Raw genomic sequence first — 11,023 nt, forward strand, 5'->3', positions numbered from 1 at the left:
GCTTTCTTGTAAATAATTACGGATTAAAGTTTATCAGCGTTTTGTTTTAAGTATTTTGCAACGCCTTCAGGGTTATCTTTCATCCCTTCTTTACCTTTTTCCCATTGGGCAGGGCAAACTTCACCGTGATCTTCATGGAATTGTAATGCATCAACCATACGTAACATTTCATCGATGTTACGGCCTAATGGAAGATCGTTTACAACTTGGTGACGAACGACGCCATTTTTGTCGATTAAGAATGAAGCACGTAATGCAACGCCTGCTTCTGGGTGTTCAATGCCGTATGCTTGAGCAATTTCGTGTTTTACGTCTGCTGCTAATGCATATTTAACTTGGCCGATACCACCATTTTCAGTTGGGGTGTTACGCCATGCATTGTGAGTAAATTGAGAGTCGATAGAAACACCAACTACTTCTACGCCACGTTTTTTGAATTCTTCATAACGGTGGTCAAATGCGATTAACTCAGAAGGGCAAACAAAGGTAAAGTCTAATGGGTAGAAAAAGATTACTGCAGCTTTTCCAGCAATGTGTTTTTTAAAGTTGAAGTTATCAACGATTTCGCCATTGCCTAATACAGCAGATGAAGTAAAATCTGGTGCTTGACGGGTTACTAATACCATAGTCATAATTCCTATATAAAGTTAAGTTAAAGTTTTGCCACACAAAATAGCGGCGCGGTTCTATTTGAAACGCCGACATTTTATACTCGATTTTATCTATTAAAGCAATTAATCTTATCTAAAATAAGGTGGAAATATGCAACAACACAATCTCTCAACAACATTTGTCCATGCAGGGCGTAAAAAACGCTTTTCACAAGGAGCTGTAAACCCCGTTTTACAACGAGCTTCTTCATTAGTATTTGACAGTATTGAAGATAAAAAACATGCCACTAAACATAGAGCAAAAGGCGAATTATTTTATGGCAGAAGAGGTACACTAACACATTTTGCTTTACAAGATTTAATGTGCGAAATGGAGGGAGGCGCAGGCTGTTATCTTTATCCTTGTGGTGCAGCAGCAGTAACTAATTCGATTCTTTCTTTTGTAAAAAGTGGCGATCATGTATTAATGAGTGGTGCAGCTTACGAGCCAACTCAAGATTTCTGTAATATTGTGCTGAAAAAAATGCAGATCGATACAACTTATTACGATCCTCTTATTGGTGCTGATATTGCAACGCTCATTCAACCGAGTACAAAAGTACTTTTCTTGGAAGCGCCGAGTTCTATCACAATGGAAATTCCCGATATTCCGACTATTGTGAAGGCTGCAAGAACGGTGAACCCTAATATTGTGATTATGATTGATAATACTTGGTCGGCAGGTGTTCTATTTAAAGCGTTAGAGCATGATATTGATATTTCTATTCAAGCGGGTACGAAATATTTAGTGGGGCATTCTGATATTATGATTGGTACTGCCGTTGCTAATGCTCGAACTTGGGATCAACTTAGAGAACATTCCTATTTAATGGGGCAAATGGTGGATGCAGATTCTGCTTATACGACCGCTCGTGGTATTCGTACATTGGGGGTACGATTAAAACAACATCAGGAAAGCAGTATTAAAATAGCAAAATGGTTGAGTGAGCAACCAGAGGTAAAAACTGTGTACCATCCAGCCTTACCAAGTTGCCCTGGTCATGAATTCTTTTTACGAGACTTTAGTGGTAGCAGTGGCTTATTTTCTTTTGAATTAAATAAGCGATTGACATCAGAACAAGTCTCAAATTTCATGGATCATTTTCAACTGTTCACTATGGCTTATTCATGGGGAGGATTTGAGTCTTTAATTCTTTGTAATCAGCCAGAAGAAATTGCCCATATTCGTCCAAATATTAAGCGTAACCTTACAGGTTCGTTAATTCGTGTGCATATTGGCTTTGAAGATGTAGATGAATTGATGGCAGATTTAAAAGCTGGATTTAAGCGAATTGCCTGAAAGTGCGGATAAAAAAATGCCTGTTTTACACAGGCATTTTTTATAGGATTATTTTTGCTCTGACACTAAGCCAACTTTCGAACCGTCAGAAAAATGTACTGAAGTTCCGATAATATCTACTTGAATATTTTTCCCTTGTTGCAAGTGCGGACGAATTTGAGAAAGCACGGCTTCTTCAGTTGTCGATAATGTTACTGTTTCGCTAGCTTTTGGTGCAATTGTTTTCCCAAATTGTAATGCTGGAAGATTTGCTACATAGAATGGTTGGTTATTTTCTTTATAAACAGTTAACCATTGCGCTTCTAAAATAGCTTTATCGCTTAAGTTTGTAATTTCATAAGTGATAGAAAATGATTTTAAATCATCGGTTACAGAAACATTCGTTACTTTTACATTCGCAACTTTTAGGAATTCTGCATTTGCTTGAGTGATTAAATCATCAGTTTTTACTTGAGGTTGTTGTACTGCTTGTTGAGCTGGTTGAGTAGTTTCTGTTGCAGCAGGTTTTTCTGCTACTTTTTCTTCTTTATCGTTACAAGCGGTTAATGCAATTGAACCTGCGATGATACTTGCAAAGAGAAAAGATTTATTAAATTTCATTGTAAATTCCTTCATTATATTTTGTTCGTTGAGTTTTACTCATTTTTAAGGGCTCAATTATAGCCCATGTGAGCCTTTATGACAGTCTTTTATTTTGAAAGTTCATAGAAGTTGTTTTATTATACTTTTCATTTTCCTTGATAAGTAGAGAAGTACAATGAAACATATTCATATCTTAGGTATTTGTGGCACATTTATGGGCGGCGTGGCGATGATTGCCAAACAAATGGGTTATCACGTGACGGGTTCCGATACTAATGTTTACCCTCCAATGAGCACTTTTTTAGAAGAGCAAGGTATCGAGATTATTCCAAATTATGATGTTGCACAATTACAACCTGCGCCTGACATGGTAATCATTGGTAATGCGATGAAGCGCGGTAATCCTTGCGTAGAATCTGTGTTGGAAAATAATTTGAAATACACATCTGGTCCTCAATGGTTACATGATCATTTATTACGCGATCGTTGGGTCTTGGCGGTTTCTGGTACGCATGGAAAGACAACTACAACAGGCATGTTAACGTGGATCTTAGAACAAAATGGCTTAAAACCAGGCTTTTTAATCGGAGGAATTGCAGGTAATTTTGGCATTTCAGCTCGTTTAGGAGACAGCCCTTATTTTGTTATTGAGGCTGATGAATATGATACAGCTTTCTTTGATAAGCGTTCAAAATTTGTCCATTACAATCCGCGTACACTTATCGTAAATAACATTAGTTTTGATCATGCAGATATTTTTGATGATCTTAAAGCAATCCAACGCCAATTTCATCATATGATTCGAACCATTCCGGCAAGTGGCTTGGTATTAAGTTCGGCGAGTGAACAAAGTGCAAAAGAAACGCTGGCATTGGGATGTTGGTCGCAACAACAATTTTTAGGCAAAGATAATGAGTGGTTTGCTGAACGTATTACAAATGATGCCTCACATTTTGCGGTCTTCCATCATGGTGAAAAAGTGGCAGAAGTAAAATGGAATGTAGTCGGACAACATAATATGCATAATGCTTTAATGGCGATCGCTGCTGCTCATCATGCGGGTGTGGCTATTGAAGATGCGTGTAAAGCATTAGGATCTTTTGTAAATGCTAAACGTCGTTTAGAAGTAAAAGGTGAAGTTAATGGCATCACCGTTTATGATGATTTTGCTCATCATCCAGAAGCTATTCTTGCTACGCTAACCGCTTTACGAGATAAAGTGGGGGGCGGCGTGCGAATTCTTGCAGTGCTTGAACCTCGTTCTAACACAATGAAAATGGGTGTTCATAAAGATGAAATTGCGCCTGCACTTGGTCGAGCTGATGAAGTGTTTATGCTTCAACCAGAACAACTTCCTTGGGAAGTGGCAGATATTGCAAACCAATGTGTACAACCTGCCTATTGGAATGCAAATTTAGATCGATTAGTCGATATGATTGTCGCTGAGGCTCAACCTACAGATCACATTTTGGTGATGTCTAACGGCAGTTTTGGTGGCATTCATCAAAAAATTCTTGATAAGCTTAAACAGAAATAATAAAAGTGCGGTTAATTTAGAAAATGTTTTTAAGTTGGCCGCATTTTTTATTGAGTTGACGTAACATTTATTTTTAATTTGTAATTTATAAAAGGAATCTTTGTAGAATGGCTGATCCACATATTAAATCACCGATGGATTTTTTAGATAATCTGACTGTCATTATTTATCGTTCTGGCTTTGTGATAGCCGCATTGGCTATTCTTGCCATGAGTTGGTATCCAGATTTATCACTCACCTTTATATTAATTGCGGCAACTTGCTGTGCTTCTTCATTACATATTTATCTCAAATCCTTCCGATTACTTTTTCAATTTGCTACTTGGATAGGATTACTTTTTTATATTAATCATTATCCCGCTTTAGCCCTTGGCGGTGCGTTACTTACTTTAGGTGGTTTGTGTTTTAAAGAATATTTTTGTTTCCGCGTACCTTTGCTAAATTTACAGCCGATATTTGTGGCTTGCTTGTGGTTTTCATGGGTGTTAAATAATCTAATAGCATTACGTATTTTTTCTATTATTTCTGGCGTATTACTTTTAGTTTTAGCGATACAAAAATGGCGAATGCCTTTGCATTTTGATATCGGAGACAAAACAAAATATCAAATTTAGAAAAGAAAATGACCGCACTTTTATGTGCGGTCATTGTTTTTTAGAAAGGTTTATTTAGCTAAACATTCCATGTAACTATCTGCGGTAGATTGCAAGAATATTGCATAAGAATTTTTGCCTAAATTGATTTTATCGCCAATTGGGTCGAGTTGTCCTACATTGACTTTAGTATTTTGAGCTAAAGATTCAATCACTTTTGGCGTAAATTGTGGTTCTGCGAATAAGCAATTTACTTTATGTTCTGCGATTTCTTCTTTAATGTGCGCTAAAGTTTTTGCACCTGGCGCAACTAATGGATTGATGGTGAAGTAACCCGTTTGTTTTAAACCATAAGCATCGTTGAAATAACCATAAGCATCGTGGAAAACGTAGAAACCTTTATCTTTAACATTCGCAAGTTGTGCTGTGATTTTTTCACCTTGTTCTGCCAAAGTGCGGTTAAAATCTGAAAGATTTTGTGCAATTAAATCTTTTTTATCTGGGAATTGTGCAGTTAATTTATCCGCTACTTTTTGTGCAACAATTTTGCTGATCGCTGGAGAATACCAAACGTGCCAGTTTGTCGTTAAACCTTCGTCATGATCATGGTGATCGTGGTCATGGTCGTGGTGTTCATGCTCGTGCTTATGATCATGGCCGTGTTCATGTTCGTGATCGTGTTTATGTTCGTGTTTGTGCTCATGCTCATGTTTATGATCGTGATCGCCATCTTCATGGAAATGCTCGTGGTGAGCTTTACTTAATAAAGGTTCAACATCCGCAAGATCGGCAATGGTAATCACTTTTTTACGTTCAATTTGGCTAATTGGTTTGTCTAAGAATGAATCAACGTCTTCACCAATCCACACAACTAAATCTGCAGATTTTACTTTTTGAATATCAGATAATTTCAAATTGTAATCATGTGGAGAGGCGCCTGCAGGAACAAGGACTTGTGTGCCAGTTACGCCATCTGCAATAGATGAAACAATAAAGCCTAAAGGTTTTACTGATGCCAATACATCGGCATTCGCCATCATTGGCGCACTTAAAAGTGCGGCAGAAATGGCGCTAATTTTTAAAAGTTTTTTCATATTTCTGTTTCCTTACTTGTTGGTAATAATTCTCAAAAGGAAAAAGAGTACGCCTTTTTATATAAATTGCAACGATTTTATAGGGAACGCGAGGGAAAATTTTTCATTTTCAAAGTAAATAGGTTTCATTCAATAAAAAATGCACATTTATGAACAATGTGCATTTTCAAGAGGTGATTAAGATTTTTTCTTTAGTAATTTATCTATTACACGAGAAACGGCAAAAAAACCAAAGGTTGCCGTAATCATTGTGGCTGCACCAAACCCGTTTGCGCAATTCATTGTGGCAGAAATAGAACAGCCTTCAGTCATTTGTGGGAATATTAGAGGTTGTGTTGAAAATACCGCATCGATACTAAATTTACGTTTTGGATTCTGGCTGAAATTGTAATCCTTGCGTAAAACTGACCGCACTTTGGCGAGCAGCGGATCTTGAATGGTTTTACTGAGATCGGCAATTTGAATTTGGGTTGGATCAGTTTGACCGCCAGCACCACCAATAGTAATTACATTAATTTTGTTACGTTTACAATAAGCAATCAGCGATGCTTTAGTTTTCACATTGTCAATGGCATCAATCACATAGTCATAGCCTCGGTTGAGATAATCCGATTGATTCTCTGGTGAGATAAAATCATCAATAATATTGACGGTACATTCTGGGTTAATTAATTTTACTCGCTCTGACATCACTTCAGTTTTTAGTTTGCCGATTGTGCCGCTCATCGCAGGAAGTTGGCGATTGATATTTGTGACACAAATATCATCCATATCAATTAATGTTAGTTCACCAATGCCTGAACGTGCTAAAGCCTCTACGACCCAAGAACCTACGCCTCCAATGCCTATTACGCAAATATGGGCTTTGCGTAAGCGCGCGAGCCCATCAGGTGTATAAAGTCGACCAATACCGCCAAATCGCTGTTCATAATTGTCCACTGGAGCCATTATTGCAACACCCATACTCGGCCATAGTGTTTGGATAATCCTGCAATATGACCTGCTTGATCACCAATGCCACGATATAAGTCAAAGTGGTGACCTTTCACCGCACCGCCCACATCAAGTGCAACCATTAAATGCAATTTGTGTGTACCAAGCCAGTTTCCGTTATTATCAATGTCAGGCACTTCGACTAAAAGAACAGTACCAGATGGTACAACGCTACGATCTGATGCTACTGAAGCCATTGGTACAAGTGGTACGCCTGCAGAACCTTTCACTTTGCCACTCGGATCATTTTTAAAGAATACATAAGAAGAATTACGTTCTAACAAACTTTGTACACGAGATGGATTACGATTACCCCATTCACGAATTGCTTGGATAGACATTTTCTCTTTTGGCACTTCACCATCTTCTACTAATAAACGCCCAACAGCGGTGTAAGGAAAGCCATTTTGTCCTGCATAAGCGAAGTAATTAAGGTTGCCATCACCAAAATCTACATAACCGCTGCCTTGTACCCCAAGTAAGAAGTTTTCTAACATGGAATCACTATACGCTAATTCTAATCCTTGACCCGCTAATGCACCGGCATAGATTTGCGCACGGCTAAAACGTTTATTTGCTGGCATGCGATAAATTGGATTTTGGAATTGACCTTGCGGTGAACGGCGTGCATGAAGGACAGGCGAGTAGTAGCCTGTCATCAAAACATTTTGATATCCATCGAATCCTCGCATAATTTGCGGGTTAATGCCAAATTTAGAAAGCTCACTGACATTGGCGCCAGAAAGTACCCAATTCGTAATTTTTTCATAGTTGCCATAGAAACGATCAGATAGTTTGCTTGAATAACTTTGTACATTTGAAAGTTGCGTTAAAAAATCACCCTGATTAATGACCGCACTTTGGTTTTCAACTTGAGAAACTGGCATAAATACAGCTTGTTGATAATTACGACCCGAATATTTGGCACCAAATTGTTGAGGATCGCTGCCGTTTGACGTGGTTGGAATTTGAGTTTTTGTTGTATTAGAAGAACCACAGGCAACTAAAAGTGCGGTTGTCACTGCAATAGAAAATGTTTTTAATGAGAAAAATTTTCGAACTGACATTTTTAATCCTAAATAAGCTTAAATAAGGCTGCATACGCTATCAAAAATCCTTCAATACGACCAGTGTTATTTAGTCAAGCTGATTAATAAAAACTCACATTGAACATTTTATTAACAAATGAAACATAAACTTTTGTTTAATTCTTGCAAAAAAATATTAATAGAGTATAGTGCACCACATCAGACGCGGGGTGGAGCAGCTTGGTAGCTCGTCGGGCTCATAACCCGAAGGTCGTTGGTTCAAATCCGGCCCCCGCAACCAACAAATTCTAAAGCCCTGATTTAAGAAAATCAGGGCTTTTCTTTTTACAGTTTAACTCGCTATGATGATCTCAATTAGATCATCTTTTTCTGTGCTATAATCCCTCAAAATTTTCAAAACCGGTACCTAAATGAAACAATTATTTGCAACGACTTCTCGTGGCTTTGAAGAATTATTAAAAGTTGAACTCACTGAACTTGGCGCGCAAGAGGCAAAAGTGGTTCAAGGTGGCGTTCATTATCAAGCTGATGACGAAACTTTATACCGCACTTTGCTTTGGTCACGCCTTGCTTCACGCATTTTATTTCCTTTGATTGAAACCAAAATTTACAGTGATTTGGATCTTTATGCGGCTGTTTCAGGATTTAATTGGTTAGCGCAATTTGATGAACGAGTTACCTTCTTTGTCGATTTTAATGGAACCAACCAAGAAATTCGTCATACTCAATTTGGTGCGATGCGCGTTAAAGATGGAATTGTCGATTACTTTGAACGTCAAGGTAAAACTCGCCCTGATGTAGATAAAATTCACCCGGACGTGCGTATCCATGCTTATTTGAACCGTGAAAATTTAGTGATTTCTTTAGATTTAAGTGGAGAAGCATTACATTTGCGAGGCTATCGTGAGGATGCCGGTCAAGCACCTTTACGTGAAACTTTAGCGGCTGCAATTGTTATGCGTTCAGGTTGGCAAGCGGGTTCTCCATTAGTGGATCCAATGTGTGGTTCTGGCACGCTTTTAATTGAAGCGGCACAAATGGAAGCTAAAATTGCGCCGCAACTTTATCGTTTACATTGGGGATTTGATTTTTGGAAAGCGCATAATCAATCTGCTTGGGAAAAGGTAAAAAATGAAGCGATTGAATTAGCAGAAGAAAAACAAAGTGAAATTCAACCGCACTTTTATGGATTTGACCTCGATCACCGCGTATTAAAAAAGGCGCAGAAGAATGCACAAAATGCAGGCGTTTCACATTTAATTAAATGGCAACAAGGTGATGTTGCAGCGTTGAAAAATCCTAGCATAAATGAAGTTGGTACGGTTATCTGTAATCCACCTTATGGTGAACGTTTAGGCACAACCCCAGCTTTAATCGCGCTCTATTCTGTATTTGGGCAAAGACTTAAAAAAGAATTTTGCGGTTGGAATGTTTCTGTTTTTAGTAGCGAATCAACATTGCTTGATTGTTTGAGAATGCGTGCCTGCCGACAGTTTAAAGCAAAAAATGGCCCATTAGATTGTGTGCAGAAGAATTATCAAGTTTCAGAACGAAAATCTAACGAAATTCAAGTCGAAAATGAACTAGAATTTAACCGCACTTCGGAGGTGGCAACTGATTTTGCTAATCGATTACAAAAAAATATTAAGAAAATTAGCAAATGGGCAAAGCAGCAAGGATTAGACGCTTATCGTTTATATGATGCCGATTTGCCTGAATATAATTTAGCCGTCGATCGTTATGCAGATTACATTGTTGTGCAAGAATATGCAGCGCCGAAAAATATTGATGAAAATAAAGCGCGTCAACGTTTATTAGATGCTGTTACTGCAACTTTGCACGTTACAGGTGTGGAAACGAATAAGCTAATCCTCAAAGTTCGTCAGAAACAAAAAGGTACCAACCAATATGAGAAATTAGCCAATAAAGGTGAATACTTTTATGTGAATGAATATGGCGTGCAACTTTGGGTAAATTTGACAGATTATTTAGACACTGGATTATTCTTAGATCACCGTTTAACAAGAAAAATGATTGGTGAGTTGGCAAAAGGTAAAGATTTCTTGAACTTATTTGCTTATACTGGTTCTGCAACTGTTCATGCGTCACTTGGTGGCGCTAAATCGACAACGACCGTTGATATGTCCAATACTTATCTTAATTGGGCGGAGCAAAATCTTATTTTGAATGATATTGAAGGTAAACAACATAAATTAATTCAAGCAGATTGCCTTCAATGGTTAGAAAAATGTGATCGTCAATTTGATTTGATATTTGTGGATCCACCGACGTTTTCGAATTCTAAACGTATGGAAGAGAGTTGGGATGTTCAACGAGATCATGTGAAATTGATGAGCAATCTAAAACGAGTTTTGTCGAATAATGGCACAATTGTTTTCTCGAATAATAAACGTGGATTCAAAATGAATTTAGTTGCGTTGGAAGAATTAGGTTTAAGTGCGGTAGAAATTTCGCATAAAACGTTACCGCTAGATTTTGAACGTAATAAACAAATTCATAATTGTTGGATGATTCAACATATATAATGATTTACCAAGTTGTAAAAATAGTCGAAAAGATAGTGAATTTTAAACAAACTGAATAAAAAACTATCGCTCAAACATTTTTTTTCAAAAAGTGCTAGACAAGGTTTTGTTAAATCATTAATATACGCCTCCGCAACGACGCAATAACGCGTTCGTAGCTCAGTTGGATAGAGCGTTGGCCTCCGGAGCCAAAGGTCGCAAGTTCGAATCTTGTCGAGCGCGCCAGGTCAGTGCAGTAACAACTTTTAATGGTGGCTATAGCTCAGTTGGTAGAGCCCTGGATTGTGATTCCAGTTGTCGTGGGTTCGAATCCCATTAGCCACCCCATCTTATTTTTATAAGATCTGACGGCGAGTAGCGCAGCTTGGTAGCGCAACTGGTTTGGGACCAGTGGGTCGTAGGTTCAAATCCTATCTCGCCGACCACTTTATTTTGCTCTTTAACAATATATCAGACAATCTGTGTGGGCACTTGTTGATTGACTTGTTTTAAAAATATTTTTAATTTTGAAGTCTTAATAGGTGCTTAACTGAAAATTCATAATTACTTTTAAAGTAGTGTTTTATTTATAGCTAAGCAGTTTATTGAGCGATTGAACTTGAATTGAAGAGTTTGATCATGGCTCAGATTGAACGCTGGCGGCAGGCTTAACACATGCAAGTCGAACGGTAGCAGGAGA

9 protein-coding genes, 4 tRNA genes and 1 rRNA gene are annotated in these 11,023 nt (G+C 37.9%); 9 read left to right on the forward strand and 5 right to left on the reverse strand.

What is annotated here, in order from left to right:
- Window positions 1-23 precede the first annotated feature (23 nt).
- The gene (locus tag DV417_RS07375) at window positions 24-626 is read right to left on the reverse strand and encodes a peroxiredoxin C (RefSeq protein ID WP_005625599.1); all 603 of its coding nucleotides are present in this window, start codon (window positions 624-626) and stop codon (window positions 24-26) included.
- Between the two features lie 136 nt (window positions 627-762).
- Between DV417_RS07375 and metC the strand changes: the two genes are divergently transcribed.
- The gene (gene metC / locus DV417_RS07380; RefSeq protein WP_118879249.1) at window positions 763-1,950 is read left to right on the forward strand and encodes a cystathionine beta-lyase; all 1,188 of its coding nucleotides are present in this window, start codon (window positions 763-765) and stop codon (window positions 1,948-1,950) included.
- Between the two features lie 48 nt (window positions 1,951-1,998).
- On the opposite strand, the gene DV417_RS07385 is transcribed toward metC, so the two are convergent.
- Window positions 1,999-2,550 carry a hypothetical protein gene (locus DV417_RS07385; RefSeq protein ID WP_118879250.1) on the reverse strand — a complete coding sequence of 184 codons (552 nt, stop codon included), beginning with the start codon at window positions 2,548-2,550 and terminating at the stop codon, window positions 1,999-2,001.
- Between the two features lie 157 nt (window positions 2,551-2,707).
- Here DV417_RS07385 and mpl point away from each other — a divergent pair, with 157 nt between their 5' ends.
- Window positions 2,708-4,069: a UDP-N-acetylmuramate:L-alanyl-gamma-D-glutamyl-meso-diaminopimelate ligase gene (gene mpl, locus DV417_RS07390; protein ID WP_118879251.1), complete on the forward strand. Its 1,362-nt coding sequence runs from the start codon at window positions 2,708-2,710 to the stop codon at window positions 4,067-4,069.
- Between the two features lie 107 nt (window positions 4,070-4,176).
- Entirely contained in the window at window positions 4,177-4,683 is a 507-nt protein-coding gene (locus tag DV417_RS07400; RefSeq protein ID WP_111697052.1) for a DUF2301 domain-containing membrane protein, read from the forward strand.
- Between the two features lie 50 nt (window positions 4,684-4,733).
- Here DV417_RS07400 and znuA read toward each other — a convergent pair whose 3' ends face one another.
- The 3 genes from znuA to mltA all read right to left on the reverse strand — a co-directional run bounded on the left by znuA (window position 4,734) and on the right by mltA (window position 7,816).
- The gene (gene znuA / locus DV417_RS07405; protein WP_118879253.1) at window positions 4,734-5,756 is read right to left on the reverse strand and encodes a zinc ABC transporter substrate-binding protein ZnuA; all 1,023 of its coding nucleotides are present in this window, start codon (window positions 5,754-5,756) and stop codon (window positions 4,734-4,736) included.
- A 177-nt stretch (window positions 5,757-5,933) separates the two neighbouring features.
- Window positions 5,934-6,704, reverse strand: coding sequence for a tRNA cyclic N6-threonylcarbamoyladenosine(37) synthase TcdA (gene tcdA, locus DV417_RS07410; RefSeq protein WP_065246081.1), 771 nt, complete (start codon window positions 6,702-6,704; stop codon window positions 5,934-5,936).
- Entirely contained in the window at window positions 6,704-7,816 is a 1,113-nt protein-coding gene (mltA, locus tag DV417_RS07415) for a murein transglycosylase A (RefSeq protein ID WP_005633213.1), read from the reverse strand. The genes tcdA and mltA overlap by 1 nt, the downstream gene beginning before the upstream one ends.
- 185 nt (window positions 7,817-8,001) lie before the next feature.
- Between mltA and DV417_RS07420 the strand changes: the two genes are divergently transcribed.
- The 6 genes from DV417_RS07420 to DV417_RS07445 form a co-directional block, all read left to right on the forward strand.
- A tRNA-Met gene (locus DV417_RS07420) sits at window positions 8,002-8,078 on the forward strand.
- A gap of 130 nt (window positions 8,079-8,208) precedes the next feature.
- Complete coding sequence (rlmKL, locus tag DV417_RS07425; protein ID WP_118879254.1) at window positions 8,209-10,344, forward strand: bifunctional 23S rRNA (guanine(2069)-N(7))-methyltransferase RlmK/23S rRNA (guanine(2445)-N(2))-methyltransferase RlmL; 2,136 nt, start codon at window positions 8,209-8,211, stop codon at window positions 10,342-10,344.
- A 148-nt stretch (window positions 10,345-10,492) separates the two neighbouring features.
- Window positions 10,493-10,569 (forward strand) — tRNA-Arg (locus tag DV417_RS07430).
- Window positions 10,570-10,595: 26 nt separating this feature from the next.
- A tRNA-His gene (locus DV417_RS07435) sits at window positions 10,596-10,671 on the forward strand.
- Between the two features lie 21 nt (window positions 10,672-10,692).
- Window positions 10,693-10,769 (forward strand) — tRNA-Pro (locus DV417_RS07440).
- A gap of 175 nt (window positions 10,770-10,944) precedes the next feature.
- Window positions 10,945-11,023 (forward strand): 16S ribosomal RNA (locus tag DV417_RS07445); the annotation flags it as partial.

This window comes from Haemophilus haemolyticus, assembly GCF_003490935.1.
In the GTDB taxonomy this organism is placed as follows: Bacteria; Pseudomonadota; Gammaproteobacteria; order Enterobacterales; family Pasteurellaceae; genus Haemophilus; species Haemophilus haemolyticus_M.

Bases quoted from the DNA above. Each gene is read 5' to 3' on its own strand.
- DV417_RS07400 (WP_111697052.1), top strand. From the start codon at position 4,177: ATGGCTGATCCACATATTAAATCACCGATGGATTTTTTAGATAATCTG.
- DV417_RS07385 (WP_118879250.1), bottom strand. From the start codon at position 2,550: ATGAAATTTAATAAATCTTTTCTCTTTGCAAGTATCATCGCAGGTTCA.
- mpl (WP_118879251.1), top strand. From the start codon at position 2,708: ATGAAACATATTCATATCTTAGGTATTTGTGGCACATTTATGGGCGGC.
- znuA (WP_118879253.1), bottom strand. From the start codon at position 5,756: ATGAAAAAACTTTTAAAAATTAGCGCCATTTCTGCCGCACTTTTAAGT.
- metC (WP_118879249.1), top strand. From the start codon at position 763: ATGCAACAACACAATCTCTCAACAACATTTGTCCATGCAGGGCGTAAA.
- tcdA (WP_065246081.1), bottom strand. From the start codon at position 6,704: ATGGCTCCAGTGGACAATTATGAACAGCGATTTGGCGGTATTGGTCGA.
- rlmKL (WP_118879254.1), top strand. From the start codon at position 8,209: ATGAAACAATTATTTGCAACGACTTCTCGTGGCTTTGAAGAATTATTA.
- mltA (WP_005633213.1), bottom strand. From the start codon at position 7,816: ATGTCAGTTCGAAAATTTTTCTCATTAAAAACATTTTCTATTGCAGTG.
- DV417_RS07375 (WP_005625599.1), bottom strand. From the start codon at position 626: ATGGTATTAGTAACCCGTCAAGCACCAGATTTTACTTCATCTGCTGTA.